We start from the raw sequence: 19,238 nt of genomic DNA, 5'->3' as shown, positions 1-19,238 counted from the left end.
GGAAATCCGCACAAGCCGCTCTGAGGATGTGCGAGTTTTCGCACGGCTCGGACCTGTGAAGCGCAGAACCTGAACCAACAACGACGTAACACTTTGGTATTAAACAGGTAATCAGACACGTTCCGCAATCGCAGTCAAAAGTTGTGTGCTTTACCCTGAGTCGCTTCACTGCACGCCATACGGCGCTTACCCGGCGTCGACTGCAAGTTTCAAGGAACTCTGGGAGGATATCAGATGAAGCTTCTGACAACGGCAGCAACTGCGCTTGCTCTGACAGTAACCGCAACGGCTGGTATGGCTGCATGCGACGAAGGTGAAATCGTCGTCAAGTTCGCGCATGTGACGAACACCGACAAACACCCCAAAGGTATCGCGGCATCGCTGCTGGAGCAGCGGGTCAACGACGAAATGAACGGCACGATGTGTGTCGAGGTCTATCCGAACTCGACGCTCTACAACGATGACAAAGTTCTCGAAGCGATGTTGCAGGGTGACGTGCAACTGGCCGCGCCCTCGCTGTCGAAGTTCGAGAAGTTCACCAAACAGTTCCGCCTGTTTGACCTGCCGTTCATGTTCAAGAATGTCGACGCTGTAGACGCGTTCCAGGCCTCGGCCGAGGGACAGGCGATGAAAGACAGCATGCAGCGTCGTGGCCTGCAAGGTCTGGCGTTCTGGCACAATGGCATGAAGCAGATGTCGGCCAACAAGGCTTTGGTTGATCCGTCGGATGCAAACGGTCTGAAGTTCCGCGTGCAGTCGTCAGATGTGCTGGTGGCACAGATGGAAGCCATCGGTGGTAGCCCGCAGAAAATGGCATTCTCGGAAGTGTATGGCGCGCTGCAACAGGGCGTTGTGGACGGGCAGGAGAACACCTGGTCGAACATCTACGGCAAGAAGTTCTTTGAGGTGCAGGACGGTATCACCGAAACCAACCACGGCATCATCGACTATCTGGTCGTGACATCGGTGGATTGGCTGGACAGTCTTGATCCGGCGGTGCGGGATCAGTTCCTGACTATTCTGGCCGAAGTTACCGAGACCCGGAACAAAGAAGCCTTTGCTGTGAACGAAGCGGCCAAAGCGTCGATCATCGATGCAGGCGGCGTCATCCGTGAACTGACCCCTGAACAGCGTCAGGCCTGGGTCGACGCGATGAAACCGGTTTGGGACAAATTCGCCGGTGACGTGGGTCAGGACAAGATCGACGCAGCACAGGCCATCAACGCCGGGTTCTGATCCGGTCAAAGACCGCGCGTCCGGGGACTGGGGAGTATTCGACGCGCAGGCCGGGCGGGCTGAAATGGCCCGCCCCATTCTCAACTCTCTCTTCAATAAAATGCGGGGACTGAAAGATGTCTGGTGCGAACTCCGGCCAGGGCGGGCTGATCGACCATATCGAAGAAACCCTGATCGCGTTGCTTTTGGGCCTTATGACGGTCGTTACATTTGCCAACGTGATTGCGCGGTTTGTCTTTAATTCCAATATCCTATGGGCACTTGAGTTGACAGTGTTCACGTTCGGCTGGCTGGTGCTCCTGGGCGCGTCTTACGCAGTCAAGAAACATGCTCATCTGGGCGTGGATGCAATCCTGAACATGCTGGCGCCAGCACCGAGGCGCCTAATGGCGCTGGTCTCGGTTGGATGCTGTCTGGTGTTTTCGCTGCTGATGCTCAAGGGGGCATATGATTATTGGGCCGTCTTTGCAGATCTGCCGCCAACATCGGGCCGCTGGTTCCCGACCGGGTTTGATTTCGGCGCACGCAGCCAGAGTTTCTACGAGGTAGACGACATCCCCATGGTCGCGCCGCTGCGCTTTCTGGAAGACCTGATCAATTATGGCGAGGGGTATGAAAAACTGCCCAAGGTCGTACCTTACCTGGTTCTGCCGGTGTCCATGCTGCTGCTGGTGATCCGGTTTACGCAGGTCGCCGTTCAAATTTGGCGTGGTGAGACCGATCGCCTTGTCGCCAGCCACGAAGTCGAGGACGAGATTGAGGAAGTCCGCGCACAACAAGGGGTGCATGACTGATGGACGTTATCCTTCTTTTCTCGATGGTCATCGGCCTACTGCTGATCGGGGTTCCGATTGCGGTTGCACTTGGCCTCAGTTCGACCCTGTTCCTGCTGATCTATTCCGACAGTTCGCTGGCTTCAGTCGCAGGCACGCTGTTTGAGGCGTTCGAGGGGCATTTCACCCTGTTGGCGATCCCGTTCTTCATTCTCGCCTCGTCCTTCATGACGACAGGCGGCGTAGCGCGTCGGATCATCCGTTTCTCGATTGCTTGCGTAGGGCATCTGCCCGGCGGTCTGGCGATTGCGGGCGTGTTTGCTTGTATGCTGTTTGCCGCGCTGTCAGGATCGTCCCCGGCCACGGTTGTAGCTATCGGTTCGATCGTCATCGCAGGTATGCGCCAGGTTGGGTATTCCAAAGAGTTTGCCGCCGGTGTGATCTGTAACGCGGGTACGCTGGGCATCCTGATCCCACCGTCCATCGTGATGGTTGTGTATGCCGCCGCCGTCGAAGTTTCAGTTGGGCGTATGTTCCTGGCTGGCGTTATTCCCGGTCTGATGGCTGGCTTCATGCTGATGATCACCATTTATGTCATGGCAAAGGTCAAGAACCTGCCCAAGGGTGAATGGAAGGGGTGGGGTGAGGTCTTTACCTCGGCCCGCGAGGCCGGTTGGGGCCTCTTCTTGATCGTTATCATTCTGGGTGGCATTTATGGGGGTATCTTTACCCCGACCGAGGCTGCCGCGGTTGCTGCCGTCTATGCCTTCTTCATTGCCAGTTTCGTCTACAAGGACATGGGGCCGCTGAGTACGGAAGGAGACGCACAGAACCTGCCGCTGCTGAAAAAACCCTACGCATTGGTCACGGCGTTCTTTCACCCCGACACCAAGCATACACTGTTCGAGGCAGGAAAGCTGACGGTGACGCTGTTGTTCGTGATCGCCAATGCGCTGATCCTTAAGCATGTTCTAACGGACGAACAGGTGCCGCAGCACATTGCTAGCGCCATGCTTTCAGCAGGTCTTGGACCGGTAACCTTCCTGATCGTGGTCAACGTAATCCTGCTGATCGGCGGTCAGTTCATGGAGCCGTCGGGCTTGCTGGTGATCGTCGCACCGCTGGTGTTCCCGATTGCCATCGAGTTGGGTATTGATCCGATCCATCTGGGCATCATCATGGTTGTGAATATGGAGATCGGGATGATCACACCTCCGGTCGGTCTGAACCTGTTCGTAACGTCCGGCGTTGCGGGTATGCCGATGATGAGTGTTGTGAAGGCGGCGCTGCCGTTCCTTGCTGTCCTGTTCGTCTTCCTGATCATGGTGACATATATCCCTTGGCTTTCGACCTTCCTGCCCAACACGTTCATGGGGCCGGAAATCGTGACCAACTAAGCAATTTGACCACGTGCAAAGCCGGGCGGTTTCGACCGTCCGGCTTTTTTGCATCTTGAAACCGCGCACCGGGTTCATATCTCGGGTTCAGAGGACGACCTCCCCATATCGGGACATCATTCGGGACGACCCGAACGGATACGAGGTTGTCTTATGCCCTGGGTATTCCTTCTATTTGCTGGCCTGTTGGAAATCGTCTGGGCCGTAGCGATGAAGCAATCGGCTGGTTTCACCCGATTGTGGCCTACAGCCTTGATGGGGCTTTCGATGATCGGGTCTTTCGGTCTTCTTGCGCTGGCGATGCGGGACCTGCCGTTGGGCACAGCTTATACCATCTGGACGGGTATTGGGGCAGTGGGGGCGTTCTGTGTAGGTATCCTGTTTCTGGGTGAAGCCCAAAGCCTTGCGCGGATTCTCGCGGCCCTTCTGATCGTGTCAGGTCTTGTCTTGATGAAGCTGTCGTGAGGCCGTCATTGACCAAGTCTTTGCGCTTGGGCAGGGTTTGGGAAACACGGGAAATGGGGATCGGAATGTTGACCGAGACCGACAAGCGCTTGCTACGCGTGGCTTATGACGAGGCCAAAGCTGGGTTTGATGAAGGTGGATGCCCGATCGGGTCAGTTCTGGCGCGGGGTGGCGAAATTGTTTCACAAGGGCGCAATCAACGTGTTCAGGGCGGGGATCCGATCGCACATGGGGAAATGGATGCCTTACGCAAAGCGGGGTGTCAGAAAACCTATCGGGATACGGTTCTTTACACGTCATTGTCACCTTGCATGATGTGCTCGGGCACTATCGTTCAGTTTGGTATCCCGCGTGTGGTGATCGGCGATACCCAGAACTTTGGTGGCAACGAAGACTTTCTGCGCGAACGCGGCGTCGTGGTGGTGATAGCCAACGATCCCGACTGTATCGCACTGATGCAGCGGTTCATCCAAGAAAAGCCAGAGCTTTGGGCCGAAGATATTGCCGAGTAAAGGAGAATTCTAGACGCTCTCCAGTGCCTGAATAATGCCCGTGAAATCCCTGGCCTTCAGGCTGGCGCCGCCCACAAGCGCACCATCGACATTTGAAACCGCAAAGATCTCCGCCGCGTTGGAGGGTTTGACTGAACCGCCATACACAAGACGGACAGAGCGACCCACACCTTCGCCAAAACGACGCTCTAACCGGGCGCGGATGAAGTCGTGAACTTCTCCGATCTCATCAAGCGTCGGAACCTTGCCGGTGCCGATGGCCCAAATCGGCTCATAAGCAATGATCAGGCTCTCGCCGGTTGCCTGATCCGGGATCGACCCCGACATCTGACCGCCGATTATGTCGAGCGTATTGGCTGCCTCGCGTTGTTCCAGACTTTCGCCTACGCAAATGATCGCTTTTAACCCCGCGTCCATCGCTGCACGGGCCTTGGCGCGTATATCCTCGTCATGCTCTTCATGGTCTACGCGACGTTCGGAATGACCCAGGATGACTGACGTCGCGCCCGCGTCCAGCAGCATCTCGGCGCTGATATCGCCTGTATGCGCGCCCGCGCTTGCCGCGTGACAATCCTGCCCACCAACGGTGACTGCTGACCCGCGTACGGTGTCTGCGGCACGGCTGAGCAATGTTGCCGGAGGGCAGATGAGTATATCGACCGAAGCGTCTGGGTGGGACTTGCACAGTGCCTCAAGTTCGCTCAGCGCAGCACCGGTTCCGTTCATTTTCCAGTTTCCTGCCGCAAGCTTGCGCCGCATACCCATATCTCCCTGATCATTCGATGATTTAGGATGCGGATAACATTGTCGGCGCGATCTTACAATTCCACGGATCGGGTGAGTTCACACGCTTCGATCGACAACACGACGTTGGGTTGGGCCCGTGTCACAGGATTACCCGGCGCAAACTAGGATTGCTGCGCGATACTTTCATCGAACTTGATGGATTCACCACAACCGCAAGCGTCGACAACATTCGGGTTCTTGAACTTGAAACCTGATTCCAGCAACGACACCTCGTAATCGATTTCAGTCCCGAACAGGAACATCTGCGCCATTGGCGCTATCATGACGCGTGCTCCATCCTGTTCGACAACTTCGTCATGCGGATCAGCCTGATCGACATATTCCATGGTATATTCCATGCCTGCACAGCCGCCTTTCTTGACGCCAATGCGCAAGCCAGCGTGGCCACCCGAGTTCATCAGGCGGATGATTTGTTCTGCGGCTTTAGGCGTCATGGTCACAGCCTGCTTGCCGGGAATGCCGAACATGTAAGTCTCCGTTGTCGCGCGTTGTACTTAATTTAGGGATCAGGGGGCCAAGGCTCAAGACGGTGTGTTATAAAGAGTTTTATCCGGATGAAACAACCCGGCATTCAGAATGGGTTCGCTGAAAACATTCGACCGTAAGGTCGTGGAACTGAATAGGTTCAAGTTAGTCGGCCGTTAACTCGGTTTGCTTTGGTATACCGTCGGAAAGGATAATATTGTGAAAAGCTTACAGGCGATTTTTAATTCGATCTTGACGGGCGCGGTACTTGCTGTTGCAGTTCTTCTGTTTGTCCCGGATGGTGCGGTGGCCACCAATGATGGAGAGAGGCATCCGGTAAACTGCGCGACCGCCGAGGGCGATCTGCGCGCCATCGCGGCCGAGAGGAAACACGCGCAGGACCAACAGTTGGAAAGCGTTGCCGCCATAACCCCCGCCGGAGCACTTTTGGGGCTGGTGACGGGAACCGAGCATAAACGGCTGCAAATGCTATCGGGGGACTACATCAATCAACTGGATGCCAGATCTGCGGAAATCAAAAAGACCTGCAACTTGAACTGATCACCCGACGTTTGGTGATCTGGATAAGAAAAGGACCGTTCTCGGGCAAGAACGGTCCGTATTTCGGGGCCGGAACTCGAGGGGGGCGGTCAAATCATGTCTGGCCCGAGGTACGGCACCAATTGATGCCGTCCGCAGGCCTTGTCCCGCATCATTGTGACAAGGACAGCACGAGCAGGTAACAAAAACGCCAATGTTTTGTGACAAATAGCCGGGAAACTGTGGTGGGTGCCTACATAAACCCCAGTTCCAGACGTGCTTCGTCTGACATCATCTCCATACCCCAGGGCGGCTCCCAGGTCAGTTCCACGTCGACCTCTTTGACGCCTGCAACAGGCTCGATCGCTTCCATGATCCATCCGGGCATGTCGCCTGCAACCGGGCATCCGGGGGCTGTCAGCGTCATGATCACCTTCACGGCGTTGTCCGTGGAAATGTCGATCGTGTAGATCAGGCCGAGGTCATAGATATTCACGGGGATTTCCGGGTCATAGACCGTGCGGCACGCCTCGACCACGGGCTCGTACAGGGGGTGCTCAATGGTTGACGGCGCAATCAGCGGTGTGCCTTCAAACTGTTCGCTGGGGTGAGTCATCTTTGCCTCGGGTCAGTTGCCTGAGTGATTATATAGGGAATTGGCGCAACAGGGTCCAGTAGGGCGGCGGCGCCGATTGGGGCGCCGCGGCAATTTAGTCGTTGATGTCATGGTTGAAGGTTTTGACCTGACCGTGCGGCAGGGCAAACAGTTTCCGCAAAACAAGCCACGCAATCAGCGACAATACGGCAAAGATCAGCACCAATACATTCAAAGTCAGAGCCATTCCGGGTATGGCAAGGATAAGGCCCGTGATTGCGGCGCCGATTGCAAAGCCCAGAAAAATGAAACCGGGCAGGACAATCTCAAGGATACCCAGCGCCAATGCGGCGGCCAGCCAGATCCACCAGGTCAACCAGAAGGGGTCAGCCATCACTTTCCTCCTTTTAACATTTTGAACGCGTCACCAAAGGCTTCCAGTGCGTTGGCAGGCACAACAATGGTTTGCTTGCCAGTTCCGTTTCCAAGCGCGTTCAGGGCTTCAACCTGTTTCAACGCAACCTGATACTGCGCAGCTTCGATGCCGTTATCCTGGATGGCCTTGGCGACAACACCGGTGGCGAAAGCCTCGGCTTCCGCCTGAATACGCCGCGCCTTGGCGGTTTGTTCCGCAGCGTAAAGCTCGGCATCGGCGTGCAGTTCGACTGCGCGCTTCTTGCCCTCGGCTTCTGTCACCTGTGCACGGCGGGCACGTTCGGCGTTCAGCTGTTGCAGCATGGCGTCGCGAGTGGCCTGATCCAGATTTACGTCCAGAATCTCGGCGCGGGTAACTTCGATGCCCCAGTCATCGACAGCGGTTTCAACGCTTTCCTGTATACGCGTGATCAATTGGGACCGGTTTGATTGAACCTCATCCAGATCCATCTTGCCAATCTCGGCGCGAACGATCCCGGCGACCGTGGTAGCAATCGCGCCATCAACGTCACGGATTCGGTAGACCGTCTTTTCAGGTTCGAGAATACGGTAGAAGACCGATGTATCGATCTGCACCAGAACGTTGTCCTTGGTGATTGCGTCCTGTGTCGCGTTTGGCAGCTGGCGTTCCAGGATCGAGATCTTGTGGCGCGCAACGTCCAGCAGCGGAACGATAAAGTTGATGCCGGGGCCAAGCACGGAATGCAGGCGCCCAAACCGTTCAACCACATATTTTTCGGACTGTGGTACAATCTTGATGCCTTTGAAAATGATAACAATTACCAGCACTGCTGCCAGCAGGTAAATGATGTTCGACGAAAGCAATCCGATGATTTGGTCTTCGGTCATTCTGTCCTCTTATTGTTGTGTACTATAGTATACATGTGGCAATTGAATCGCTCGATTTCAACTCTGGTATGAGGGGAAAGCAGCGTCATGCAAATGCCCAGATGGTGAAACGCGGCATTGAAAATTAGTGCTGTGACCGCTTTGCATCCCTGATTGTTTGCGATATCGGGCTTGGATGAAAATGATAATCGATACAGATCCCGGCATCGATGATGCCATGGCAATCGCCTATGCCGCCGCAGCACCCGAGATCGAGCTGATCGGCCTGACCACCGTGTTTGGGAACACACATGTACATCAATCCAGCCGCAATGCCCGGTTCCTGCTTGATAAGCTGGGTCTGGATTTGCCTGTCGCGGAAGGGGCTGCGGTTGCCTTGGGTGCCGATACGCATTCGCCATCCGAGCATGTGCATGGCCCCGAAGGGTTCGGTGACCTGACTGAAATTCCCGATATTGGAAGAAATCACGCCCTGCCAGCTGCGGAATTTCTGGTCGATATGGCACGAACCCATAAGAAAGAGCTGGTGGTTTGCGCCGTGGGCCCCCTGACCAACATCGCCAACGCCATTCGTCTGGATCCGGAATTCGCCGACAATCTGGGGCGTTTGGTGATTATGGGCGGGGCGGTGTACTGCCCTGGTAATATTACAGTACATGCCGAGGCCAACATCTATCATGATGCGATTGCCGCTGAACAGGTCTTTGCCACACCGCCGGAAACCGTACTGGTCGGCTTGGATGTCACGCTGAAAACTCTCTACGAGACTGCAGATTTCGAAAGCCTGGCAATGCGATCACCTGACATGGGGTCCTTTCTGCGCGATATCTCTCGCTTTTACCTGAAGTTCTACAAGGACGTCGGTGGTCTGGAGGGCTGCGGCCTGCACGATTCGACGGCTGTGATTGCTTGTTCTCATGGTGCTATGTTTGACATGGTCGAAACGGGTCTGCGGGTTGTCACCGAAGGCGACCAGAAGGGTGCGACGCGACCTGATCCGGAACGTCCCGCAGTTCGGGTCTGCCGCGACGTGAATGGGGCAGGGGTTGTTCAGCTGTTTACAGACCGTGTTGCCTCGCTACCCTGACGGGTTGCAAAGACCGACCGGATCGGGCAAAGCCTGCCCGGTTCGGCGACCCGAGGCGATGACATGACCCAACAGTTTTCTTTTGATCTGAAAGCCACAGACGGCAAAGCCCGGACCGGTGTGATCAGCACACCGCGCGGCGACGTGCGAACGCCTGCCTTTATGCCGGTTGGCACTGCAGCAACGGTCAAGGCGATGATGCCGGAAAGCGTTCGCGCGACGGGGGCAGACATCCTGCTGGGGAACACCTATCACCTGATGTTGCGCCCGACCGCTGAGCGTATTGATCGACTGGGTGGACTGCACAAGTTCATGAACTGGGATCGGCCCATTCTGACAGATTCTGGCGGATTTCAGGTCATGTCGCTGGCCGGTTTGCGCAAGCTGACTGAAAAGGGCGTGACCTTCAAATCCCATATTGACGGGTCAAAGCACGAATTGACGCCGGAACGGTCGATGGAGATCCAGCGCCTTCTGGGGTCGGACATTGTCATGTGTTTCGACGAATGCCCCGCGTTGCCAGCTGATCGTGATCGCATTGCCGAGTCGATGCGCCTGTCGATGCGTTGGGCCGAACGGTCGCGTGATGCGTTCGGCGATCGTCCGGGGCATGCGCTTTTTGGCATCATGCAAGGTGGGTTGGAAAAAGACCTGCGCGAAGAAAGCGCCGCGGCGCTGAAATCTATCGGTTTCGAGGGCTATGCAGTTGGTGGTCTGGCCGTAGGCGAAGGGCAGGAGGCCATGTTCTCTTGTCTCGATTATGCCCCCGAGTTTCTGCCATCGGACAAGCCGCGCTATCTGATGGGCGTCGGCAAGCCCGACGATATCGTCGGTGCCGTTGCCCGCGGGATCGACATGATGGACTGCGTGTTGCCCTCGCGGTCCGGGCGTACAGGGCAGGTTTTCACCCGCTACGGCGTGGTGAACATCAAAAATGCCCGTCACGCAGATGATCCGCGCCCGCTGGACGCGCAGTGCACTTGCCCGGCCTGTTCGAATTACTCTCGCGCTTACCTGCACCACGTGTTCCGCGCGAATGAGATGATTTCCGGCATGTTGCTGACATGGCATAACCTGCATTATTTCCAGGAGATCATGGCCGGCATGCGCGACGCGATTGCGGAGGGTGCGTTCGAAGCCTGGCAGGCCGATTTCCACGCGCGGCGCGCGCAAGGGGATATCGAACCGCTGTGAAATTTTGCCCCCTCCAAGGTGAAAACGGCCAGTTCTGCGCGGTCGGGCTGTTTTCCGGCGACTGATCGCGCAAGAGCGGGGTGTATTCTACTATTTTGGTGGATATGTTCCCGGCACGCCTTGCAGTCCGCCAAACCTCGGTTCATTCTGATCGGTGATACATGGCGATAAGGTTGAAAATGGGCGATGAGGCCCCACCTTTATCGTCCAAGACAGGAGACGGTCAAATGTTGCCTCGATGAGGGACAAGTACCGTCTTGCCAACGATAAGGATAGAGCATGCAAGAGCCTCTGAATTCCTCCTACCCCGTCCTGCCGCTGCGCGATATTGTGGTGTTCCCACACATGATCGTGCCGCTTTTCGTAGGCCGTGACAAATCGGTCCGCGCGCTGGAAGAGGTGATGCAGGATGACAAGCAAATTTTGTTGTCCAGCCAGGTCGATCCCGGCGTTGACGACCCTGATGAAGAAGGCATCTACCGCACCGGCGTTCTGGCAAATGTGCTGCAACTGCTGAAGCTGCCCGATGGCACAGTAAAGGTACTGGTCGAAGGGCAGGCGCGCGTTCAGATCACCGAGTTTCTGGAAAACGAAGAGTTTTTCGAAGCCCGCGCGGAATACCTGACCGAAATTCCCGGCGACGTCACCACGACCGAAGCACTGTTGCGCACTGTCGCGGATGAGTTCGAGCGTTACGCCAAAGTGCGAAAGAACATCCCCGAAGAGGCACTGACCGCAGTAGGCGATACAACCGAGCCTGCGAAACTGGCCGACCTTGTGTCGGGGCATCTGGGCATCGAAGTCGAACAAAAGCAGGAGCTTCTGGAAACCCTTAGCGTCAGCGAGCGGCTTGAGAAGGTCTATGGCCTGATGCAGGGCGAGATGTCTGTTCTGCAGGTCGAGAAGAAGATCAAGACCCGCGTCAAATCCCAGATGGAGAAGACGCAGCGTGAATATTATCTGAATGAGCAGATGAAAGCCATTCAGAAGGAACTTGGCGATGGCGAGGACGGCAGCAACGAAGTTGCTGAACTGGAAGCCAAAATCGCCGAGACCAAACTGTCGAAAGAAGCGCGGGAAAAGGCCGAGGGCGAGCTTAAGAAGCTCAAGAACATGTCGCCCATGTCGGCCGAAGCCACAGTTGTGCGCAACTATCTGGATTGGATTCTTGCTCTGCCTTGGGGCACCAAATCCCGTGTCAAAAAGGATCTGGGCCGCGCGCAGGAGATTCTGGACGCGGACCATTATGGGCTTGAGAAGGTCAAGGAACGGATCGTTGAATACCTTGCGGTTCAGCAGCGCTCGAAAAAGCTGAAAGGGCCGATTTTGTGCCTTGTCGGCCCTCCGGGCGTGGGCAAGACCTCGCTGGGTAAGTCGGTTGCGAAGGCAACCGGGCGCGAGTTCATTCGCATCTCATTGGGTGGTGTACGTGACGAATCCGAAATCCGGGGCCATCGTCGGACTTACATTGGCTCGATGCCCGGCAAGATCATCCAGGCGCTGAAGAAGGCGAAAACCACGAATCCGCTGATTTTGTTGGATGAAATCGACAAGATGGGGCAGGATTTTCGGGGTGATCCGGCATCAGCAATGCTTGAGGTGCTGGACCCGGAGCAGAACAACACGTTTATGGACCATTATCTTGAGGTTGAATATGACCTGTCCAACGTGATGTTCCTGACCACGTCGAACAGCTACAACATGCCTGGGCCTTTGCTTGACCGGATGGAGATCATCCCGTTGGCCGGTTACACCGAGGACGAAAAGCGCGAGATCGCCAAGCAGCACCTGATCAGCAAACAGGTCAAGAACCATGGTTTGAAAGCCAAGGAGTTCGAGCTGACCGACGAAGCGCTGCAGAAGATCATCCGCACCTATACCCGTGAGGCGGGCGTACGGAACCTTGAACGTGAAATCGCCAAGGTTGCACGGAAGTCGCTGACCAAGATCATCAAGAAAGACGCGGAGACTGTTAAGGTCACACCCGAAAACCTGCAAGATTTCCTGGGTGTTCCGAAATTCCGTTACGGTCTGGCCGAGCAGGACGATCAGATTGGTGTTGTCACCGGTCTTGCGTGGACGTCAGTGGGTGGCGACCTGCTGCATATCGAAGCGTTGAAACTGCCCGGCAAAGGGCGGATGAAGACGACCGGTAAGCTGGGCGATGTGATGAAGGAATCCATCGACGCCGCTTCGTCCTATGTGCGCTCGATTTCGCCTCAGATCGGGGTGAAGCCGCCGCAGTTTGACAAGATCGACATTCACGTTCACGTGCCGGATGGCGCGACACCCAAGGATGGCCCATCCGCTGGTCTGGCCATGGTCACGTCTATTGTCTCGGTTCTGACCGGTATTCCCGTTCGGAAAGACATTGCCATGACTGGCGAAGTCTCACTGCGTGGGAATGCGATGCCGATTGGTGGTTTGAAAGAAAAACTGCTGGCCGCGCTGCGTGGTGGTATAAAGACCGTTCTGATCCCGGAAGAGAATGAAAAGGATCTGGCGGATATCCCGGACAACGTCAAAGAAGGGCTGAAGATCATCCCGGTCAAACATGTCTCGGAAGTTCTGGAACATGCTTTGGTGCGTAAACCGGAACCGATCGAATGGGACGAAGCCGCGGAAGAGGCCGCAGCAGCGGCGGCCGCGTCGTCCGGTAATACCGGACCTTCCGCAACCGCGCATTAAATCTTTGGTAAATGGAAAAAAGGCGAAGCATGAGCTTCGCCTTTTTTTGTCGAGGAATGTAGTTAAGACTGCACCATGCATCACCGAAACGCTGCATGAAACCAGCGTATCATTTTGGGCATCGGCGTGCTTTGAAATTGGTGGGTGATAACGGATTTGAACCGCTGACATCTTCGATGTGAACGAAGCGCTCTACCACTGAGCTAATCACCCATGGGACGGGGTGATATCTTTCCCGAAGGTTGGCTGCAAGGGAAATTGAACCCGCGGCATCCGCAAAAAATCGCGCCGTATACAAAAATCTGGAATCTGGCAAAAAACTTGAAAACGCCGCTTGACGCTGCCCGAGCGTAGCCATAATACACCCAAACGTTCAGCAATGAACATGCAGCGGGCGGTTGTAGCTCAGTTGGTTAGAGTACCGGCCTGTCACGCCGGGGGTCGCGGGTTCGAGCCCCGTCAACCGCGCCATCGCTGCCATCCTTGGTCCAGGCAAAAGGCCACGAAAATAGATGCGCGGTTGTAGCTCAGTTGGTTAGAGTACCGGCCTGTCACGCCGGGGGTCGCGGGTTCGAGCCCCGTCAACCGCGCCATTTTCCTCCTCAAATAGATCAACGGTTGCGCCATTTCTGGCACCTTTTTGCAATCCTGTGTTCATTGCAGGTGCTAATCGGCGAAATTTCGATTGTTCACTAAATGTTCTAACTTTTCTGTTGGAGTCTTGGTCTGGCTCGCCTATCTCTTAACCACTTGTTTGTTGGGGGCCGCATATGGCTGAGCTGAAGAATATCGAGGTGCGCGGCGCGCGCGAACATAACCTCAAAGGTATAGACGTTGATATCCCTCGGGATCAGTTGGTGGTCATCACCGGACTCTCGGGTTCGGGGAAGTCCTCATTGGCGTTTGACACCATCTATGCAGAAGGCCAGCGCCGGTACGTCGAAAGCCTTTCGGCCTATGCCCGGCAGTTCCTGGATATGATGGAAAAGCCTGATGTCGACCATATCAGCGGCCTTTCTCCGGCTATTTCGATTGAACAAAAGACGACGTCCAAGAACCCACGTTCAACTGTGGGCACGGTGACCGAGATCTATGACTATCTGCGTTTGCTGTTTGCCCGCGCCGGAACGCCCTACAGCCCAGCCACCGGGCAACCGATTGAGGCGCAGCAGGTGCAGGACATGGTCGACCGGATCATGACAATGGAAGACGGCACGCGCGGCTATCTTCTTGCCCCCATCGTGCGCGACAGGAAGGGTGAGTACAAAAAAGAATTCCTGGAGCTGCGCAAACAGGGTTTCCAACGCGTCAAGGTAGACGGAGAGTTCTACGAACTGGATCAACCGCCAGTGTTGGATAAGAAATTCCGCCACGATATCGATGTGGTTGTTGATCGACTGGTTGTGCGGGAAGGTATGGAAACGCGCCTGGCCGACAGTCTGCGCACCGCTCTGGATCTGGCCGACGGGATTGCCATATTGGAAACTGCCCCGCGTGAGGGTGATCCAGAACGCATCACATTCAGCGAGAATTTTGCCTGCCCGGTCAGTGGTTTCACCATTCCCGAAATCGAACCACGCCTGTTTTCGTTCAACGCGCCCTTCGGTGCCTGTCCGGATTGTGACGGTCTTGGAGTTGAATTGTTCTTCGATGAGCGCCTGGTGGTGCCGGACCAGACGCTGAAACTCTACGATGGTGCTTTGGCCCCATGGCGCAAGGGTAAATCCCCTTATTTCCTGCAAACCATCGAGGCCATTGCGCGCCATTACGAGTTTGACAAGAACACGCCCTGGAAAGACCTGCCTAAAAATGTGCAGGAGGTCTTTCTGCGTGGGTCCGGGGATGATGAAATTCAGTTCCGGTACGACGAAGGCGGGCGCGTCTATCAAGTGACCCGCAGTTTTGAAGGCGTGATCCCGAATATGGAACGCCGATACCGCGAAACTGACAGCGCGTGGATTCGTGAGGAATTTGAACGATATCAAAACAATCGCCCCTGCGGCGCCTGCGAAGGCTACAGGCTGCGGGCCGAAGCGCTGGCGGTTAAGATCGCCGGGCTGCACGTGGGACAGGTGGTTCAGATGTCGATCCGTGAGGCTTTGGCGTGGATCGAAGATGCGCCCAACCACCTGAGCGCACAGAAGAACGAAATCGCCCGCGCCATCCTCAAGGAAATCCGCGAGCGGCTAGGATTCCTGAATAATGTTGGTTTGGAATACCTTACGCTGTCCCGTTCAAGTGGAACGCTGTCAGGAGGCGAAAGCCAGCGTATCCGTTTGGCCAGTCAGATCGGCTCGGGGCTGACCGGGGTTCTCTATGTGCTGGATGAGCCTTCGATCGGGCTACATCAGCGAGACAATGACCGGCTTTTAGGCACGCTCAAGAACCTGAGGGATCAGGGCAATACGGTGATCGTCGTAGAACATGACGAGGAAGCCATCCGCGAGGCTGACTATGTTTTCGACATCGGTCCGGGGGCAGGCGTACATGGCGGTCAGGTGGTCAGTCACGGAACGCCTGCGCAAATCGCGGCAGATGCGGCCTCTATTACTGGGCAGTACCTTGCGGGAACGCGTGAAATCGCGGTTCCGGTGCAGCGCCGTAAAGGCAAAAAGCAGAAAGTTACGGTGGTCAAGGCCACGGGCAACAACCTGAAGAATGTCACAGCCGAATTCCCCTTGGGCAAATTTGTTTGTGTCACCGGTGTGTCGGGCGGAGGTAAATCCACCCTCACGATCGAGACATTGTTCAAAACCGCGTCAATGCGGCTGAACGGGGCGCGTCAGACACCAGCACCCTGTGAAACCATCAAGGGGCTGGAACACCTCGATAAGGTCATCGACATCGACCAGCGTCCCATTGGTCGAACGCCGCGTTCAAACCCGGCGACTTACACCGGGGCCTTTACCCCGATCCGAGATTGGTTTGCCGGTCTGCCCGAGGCTAAGGCACGCGGGTACAAACCCGGTCGCTTCAGCTTTAACGTCAAAGGCGGGCGGTGTGAGGCATGTCAGGGTGACGGTGTCATCAAGATCGAGATGCACTTTCTGCCTGACGTCTACGTGACTTGCGAAACCTGCAAGGGGGCGCGGTACAACCGCGAGACGCTTGAGATCAAGTTCAAGGGCAAATCCATCGCGGATGTGCTTGATATGACAGTGGAAGATGCGCAGGAGTTCTTCAAGGCCGTGCCCTCAATCCGGGACAAGATGGACGCCCTTGCGCGTGTGGGTCTTGGCTATATCAAGGTGGGTCAACAAGCCACGACGTTGTCAGGTGGCGAGGCGCAGCGGGTAAAGCTGTCCAAAGAGCTGTCGAAGCGTTCAACCGGACGAACGCTCTATATTCTCGACGAACCGACAACAGGTCTGCATTTCGAAGACGTGCGCAAGCTGTTGGAAGTGCTGCACGAACTTGTCGATCAAGGAAATACGGTCGTGGTGATTGAACATAATCTGGACGTGGTTAAAACCGCGGATCATATCATCGACATTGGGCCTGAAGGTGGTGATGGCGGTGGCGAAATCGTCGCCACCGGAACACCGGAAGACATAGCCGATGTTGAACGCAGCCACACCGGGCGATACCTGAAGCCGATGCTGAAAGGGGCGCGCGTCGCGGCAGAATAAGTGCCCAGACGCGGCCTCAGTTCAGGATATCTGCGATCGCGCCGATCAGGTTCAGGACTTTGCGTGTCTCGGGGTCGACCCGGTACACATAATCACCGGCACGGACATAAGAGTAGTTTCGGTTCAACCCATAGCGATAAGGGTCATTGATCCAACGGTAATCATTGGTAATGAAGTCACCATCGCGATAGATTTTCTTTGCCTGACCAGGCGGCACGCAGGGAACGGATTTCTTGGCCAGACCCGGAGGGCAATGCCCGGCCTTGTTCTTTGCAACCGCGGCAACCGGGGAAAGGGCCAAAGCCGCCAGAGTTGCCGTCGTTACCAAAAATCTCGTCATGTCGCCGTCCTTTGCGAATTGGCCAGCCGGGCCTTTTGTTCATGACTGCCGAGATGGTCGCTTGCCCAAGATCTGTCAAATCGTTGGGCAAGATGCCGCCAGTTGTTTCAGTCACGTCCGCGGTTTTCGAACCGTGGCAACATGGCACTGAAATCGCGTCCCTTACCATCTTCGTTCTCGACAAATTGCTCATAAAGCGCGGTGGCCGCCTGACCCATCGGTGTATCTGCATCTGCACTCTCAGCCGCCTGCTGGCTGAGGCGCAGGTCCTTCAGCATCAGCTCGGCCGCAAAACCGGGGGCGTACCCATTGTCGGCCGGGCTTTGCGGGCCGACACCGGGGGCAGGGCAATAGGCGTTCATCGTCCAGCTGTATCCGGACGACGTACTTACCACGTCAAACATCTTCTGCCGGTCCAGACCCAGTTTGTCGGCCAAAGCGAAGGCTTCACAGGTTGCAATCATGGTGACACCAAGGATCATGTTATTGCAGATTTTGGCAGCTTGACCGGCACCGGCCTCACCACAGTGAACAGCTTTCTGCCCCATGATATCGAAAAGAGGGGATGCCTTGGCAAACGCGGCCTCTGATCCGCCAGCCATGAAGGTCAGCGTGCCAGCCGCCGCACCTCCGATGCCGCCAGAAACTGGCGCGTCTACGGACAACAGTCCGGCACTGATGGCCTGATCCGCAACTGCCCGCGCGCTTTCCACATCAACTGTCGAGCAATCGATTAGCACGGCACCTTGTGCCATTGCAGGAATGATCTGATCCGCAACGGCCCTCAGAATCGCACCGTTTGGCAGCATCGTGATGACAGCATCGGCCGCTGCAACAGCTTCCGAAGCGGTTGCGGCTTGAGTAACCCCGTCAACCGTCACGCCTGCTGTATCAAAGCCAAGTACTTTATGACCGGCTTTTGCAAGATTGGCTGCCATTGGCGCGCCCATGTTTCCCAGTCCGATGAAACCGATTTGCATCTCTTAATCCTCTTCGAAAGTCAGGGCGTCCGCACCCAGGGGCTGAAGCATTTTCGACACGGCAACCAGAGGGACGTTCATGTCAGGAAACTGCCAGTTCGGGTTGCGATCCTTGTCGATGATCTGCGCGCGGATGCCTTCCAGAAAATCGCCATGCTCCATCGCGCGGTGTGTGAAACGATACTCCATCTCCAGAGCTCGGCGTATGGTCAGAGAAGGGGAGCGCAGGCGATGAAGAATCTCGATCGTGCAGGCCACGGAAAGCGGTGCGTTCTTTCTCAGCATGCCCAGAGTTTTAGCCGAAAACTCATTGTCGTCGCTGTGCAGACTGTTCAGAACGTCGCCAAGGGTGTCACCGGAAAAATGCTGATCGATTTGGGCCTGCAAGTTCACCAATTCACCATCGGTCGGTGTATCGGCGTGGTCAGCCAACAGCTCAGCGTTTCCAGAGGCTTCGAGCAACTCGATCAGATCGGACCATTGCGATTGCGGGATGAAAAGATCGGCAAACCCTGCATAAATCGCATCCCCAGGCCCCATCCGATAGCCCGTTGTTCCCAGAAACTCACCCGCGCGTCCGGGTGCAAGGGCCAGCATCAACGAGCCGCCGACATCCGGCACCAGTCCGATGGAGCATTCTGGCATGGCAATCTTTGCGCTTTCACCCACAACGCGATGGCTGCCATGGCATCCGATGCCAACACCGCCGCCCATCGCGAACCCCTGAAGAAAGCTGATGACCGGTTTGGGATATTCGAAGATCAGGGCATTCAGACGGTATTCGTCCCGCCAGAATTTCTGACCGTAAGAAAAATCACCCTTGGTGCCGGTTTCATAAAGTTCAGCAATATCACCACCCGCGCAGAAGGCCTTTTCCCCTTCGGCGTCCAGGATGATCAGGTCAATCTCATCATCCTCGCGCCAGTTGCGCAGCGCTGTGTCGATGGCCATGCACATGTCATAGGTCATCGCGTTCAGCGCATGAGGACGGGTCAGGGTGATACGCCCGGCACGGCCTGTGGTGCGGATATCGATATCTGACATGGGTGCCTCAGCGATTGGCAAGCAACTGGCGCGATACGATCACACGCATGATCTCATTCGTGCCTTCCAATATCTGGTGCACACGAAGATCACGCACAAGCTTTTCGATGCCGTAATCCGCAAGATAGCCATAACCGCCATGCAATTGCAGGCACTGGTCCACCACTTTCGATCCGGTTTCAGTGACGAACTTCTTGGCCAT

At 56.0% G+C, this 19,238-nt stretch carries 19 protein-coding genes and 3 tRNA genes; 12 read left to right on the top strand and 10 right to left on the bottom strand.

What is annotated here, in order from left to right:
• The first annotated feature begins 234 nt into the window (after positions 1-234).
• The 5 genes from AC2FND_RS12420 to AC2FND_RS12400 all read left to right on the top strand — a co-directional run bounded on the left by AC2FND_RS12420 (position 235) and on the right by AC2FND_RS12400 (position 4,383).
• Entirely contained in the window at positions 235-1,236 is a 1,002-nt protein-coding gene (locus AC2FND_RS12420; protein WP_209504066.1) for a DctP family TRAP transporter solute-binding subunit, read from the top strand.
• 116 nt (positions 1,237-1,352) lie between these two features.
• The gene (locus tag AC2FND_RS12415) at positions 1,353-2,030 is read left to right on the top strand and encodes a TRAP transporter small permease (RefSeq protein ID WP_209504065.1); all 678 of its coding nucleotides are present in this window, start codon (positions 1,353-1,355) and stop codon (positions 2,028-2,030) included.
• Positions 2,030-3,406, top strand: a complete 1,377-nt coding sequence (locus AC2FND_RS12410) for a TRAP transporter large permease (protein WP_209504064.1) — start codon at positions 2,030-2,032, stop codon at positions 3,404-3,406. Before AC2FND_RS12415 ends, AC2FND_RS12410 begins: the two co-directional genes overlap by 1 nt.
• A 153-nt stretch (positions 3,407-3,559) precedes the next feature.
• Complete coding sequence (locus AC2FND_RS12405; protein ID WP_496770030.1) at positions 3,560-3,871, top strand: DMT family transporter; 312 nt, start codon at positions 3,560-3,562, stop codon at positions 3,869-3,871.
• Between the two features lie 65 nt (positions 3,872-3,936).
• Entirely contained in the window at positions 3,937-4,383 is a 447-nt protein-coding gene (locus AC2FND_RS12400; protein WP_496770029.1) for a nucleoside deaminase, read from the top strand.
• Positions 4,384-4,392: 9 nt separating this feature from the next.
• Here AC2FND_RS12400 and tpiA read toward each other — a convergent pair whose 3' ends face one another.
• Together tpiA and AC2FND_RS12390 are read right to left on the bottom strand one after the other, a co-directional pair.
• Positions 4,393-5,142 (bottom strand): triose-phosphate isomerase, encoded by a 750-nt coding sequence (gene tpiA, locus AC2FND_RS12395; RefSeq protein ID WP_496770027.1) that lies wholly within the window; start codon positions 5,140-5,142, stop codon positions 4,393-4,395.
• Positions 5,143-5,291: 149 nt separating this feature from the next.
• Positions 5,292-5,657: a HesB/IscA family protein gene (locus tag AC2FND_RS12390; protein WP_496770025.1), complete on the bottom strand. Its 366-nt coding sequence runs from the start codon at positions 5,655-5,657 to the stop codon at positions 5,292-5,294.
• Between the two features lie 217 nt (positions 5,658-5,874).
• Here AC2FND_RS12390 and AC2FND_RS12385 point away from each other — a divergent pair, with 217 nt between their 5' ends.
• Positions 5,875-6,216 carry a hypothetical protein gene (locus AC2FND_RS12385; protein ID WP_496770024.1) on the top strand — a complete coding sequence of 114 codons (342 nt, stop codon included), beginning with the start codon at positions 5,875-5,877 and terminating at the stop codon, positions 6,214-6,216.
• 232 nt (positions 6,217-6,448) lie between these two features.
• Here the strand turns inward: AC2FND_RS12385 and AC2FND_RS12380 are convergent, their stop codons facing one another.
• The 3 genes from AC2FND_RS12380 to AC2FND_RS12370 all read right to left on the bottom strand — a co-directional run bounded on the left by AC2FND_RS12380 (position 6,449) and on the right by AC2FND_RS12370 (position 8,074).
• On the bottom strand, positions 6,449-6,811 hold the full coding sequence (locus tag AC2FND_RS12380) for an SUF system Fe-S cluster assembly protein (protein ID WP_209504059.1): 363 nt from the start codon (positions 6,809-6,811) through the stop codon (positions 6,449-6,451).
• 94 nt (positions 6,812-6,905) lie between these two features.
• Positions 6,906-7,184 (bottom strand): NfeD family protein, encoded by a 279-nt coding sequence (locus AC2FND_RS12375; RefSeq protein WP_496770022.1) that lies wholly within the window; start codon positions 7,182-7,184, stop codon positions 6,906-6,908.
• Complete coding sequence (locus tag AC2FND_RS12370) at positions 7,184-8,074, bottom strand: SPFH domain-containing protein (RefSeq protein WP_496752796.1); 891 nt, start codon at positions 8,072-8,074, stop codon at positions 7,184-7,186. Before AC2FND_RS12370 ends, AC2FND_RS12375 begins: the two co-directional genes overlap by 1 nt.
• A 175-nt stretch (positions 8,075-8,249) precedes the next feature.
• Here AC2FND_RS12370 and AC2FND_RS12365 point away from each other — a divergent pair, with 175 nt between their 5' ends.
• From AC2FND_RS12365 to lon, 3 genes are all read left to right on the top strand, one after another.
• Positions 8,250-9,161, top strand: a complete 912-nt coding sequence (locus AC2FND_RS12365; RefSeq protein WP_496770020.1) for a nucleoside hydrolase — start codon at positions 8,250-8,252, stop codon at positions 9,159-9,161.
• A 63-nt stretch (positions 9,162-9,224) separates the two neighbouring features.
• Positions 9,225-10,355, top strand: a complete 1,131-nt coding sequence (gene tgt, locus AC2FND_RS12360) for a tRNA guanosine(34) transglycosylase Tgt (RefSeq protein ID WP_496770018.1) — start codon at positions 9,225-9,227, stop codon at positions 10,353-10,355.
• A gap of 279 nt (positions 10,356-10,634) precedes the next feature.
• Positions 10,635-13,043 carry an endopeptidase La gene (lon, locus tag AC2FND_RS12355; protein ID WP_496770017.1) on the top strand — a complete coding sequence of 803 codons (2,409 nt, stop codon included), beginning with the start codon at positions 10,635-10,637 and terminating at the stop codon, positions 13,041-13,043.
• Positions 13,044-13,181: 138 nt separating this feature from the next.
• On the opposite strand, the gene AC2FND_RS12350 is transcribed toward lon, so the two are convergent.
• Positions 13,182-13,256, bottom strand: a tRNA-Val gene (locus AC2FND_RS12350).
• 181 nt (positions 13,257-13,437) lie between these two features.
• Here AC2FND_RS12350 and AC2FND_RS12345 point away from each other — a divergent pair.
• The 3 genes from AC2FND_RS12345 (at position 13,438) to uvrA (ending at position 16,672) form a co-directional block, all read left to right on the top strand.
• Positions 13,438-13,514, top strand: a tRNA-Asp gene (locus AC2FND_RS12345).
• A gap of 45 nt (positions 13,515-13,559) precedes the next feature.
• Positions 13,560-13,636: transfer RNA gene (locus AC2FND_RS12340), tRNA-Asp, on the top strand.
• A gap of 177 nt (positions 13,637-13,813) precedes the next feature.
• Positions 13,814-16,672 carry an excinuclease ABC subunit UvrA gene (gene uvrA, locus AC2FND_RS12335; RefSeq protein WP_496770015.1) on the top strand — a complete coding sequence of 953 codons (2,859 nt, stop codon included), beginning with the start codon at positions 13,814-13,816 and terminating at the stop codon, positions 16,670-16,672.
• A gap of 16 nt (positions 16,673-16,688) precedes the next feature.
• On the opposite strand, the gene AC2FND_RS12330 is transcribed toward uvrA, so the two are convergent.
• The 4 genes from AC2FND_RS12330 to AC2FND_RS12315 all read right to left on the bottom strand — a co-directional run.
• Complete coding sequence (locus AC2FND_RS12330; protein ID WP_209504052.1) at positions 16,689-17,012, bottom strand: hypothetical protein; 324 nt, start codon at positions 17,010-17,012, stop codon at positions 16,689-16,691.
• A gap of 107 nt (positions 17,013-17,119) precedes the next feature.
• On the bottom strand, positions 17,120-17,992 hold the full coding sequence (gene mmsB / locus AC2FND_RS12325) for a 3-hydroxyisobutyrate dehydrogenase (RefSeq protein WP_496770014.1): 873 nt from the start codon (positions 17,990-17,992) through the stop codon (positions 17,120-17,122).
• Positions 17,993-17,995: 3 nt separating this feature from the next.
• Positions 17,996-19,036 (bottom strand): 3-hydroxyisobutyryl-CoA hydrolase, encoded by a 1,041-nt coding sequence (locus tag AC2FND_RS12320; RefSeq protein ID WP_496770013.1) that lies wholly within the window; start codon positions 19,034-19,036, stop codon positions 17,996-17,998.
• Between the two features lie 7 nt (positions 19,037-19,043).
• On the bottom strand, positions 19,044-19,238 hold a 195-nt coding region (locus tag AC2FND_RS12315; protein ID WP_496770011.1), incomplete at its 5' end, for an acyl-CoA dehydrogenase family protein.

This window comes from Ruegeria sp. BHSB056 (assembly GCF_059613305.1).
Note: the sequence above shows the minus strand (reverse complement) of the source record. Positions and strands in the feature narration are given on the sequence as shown.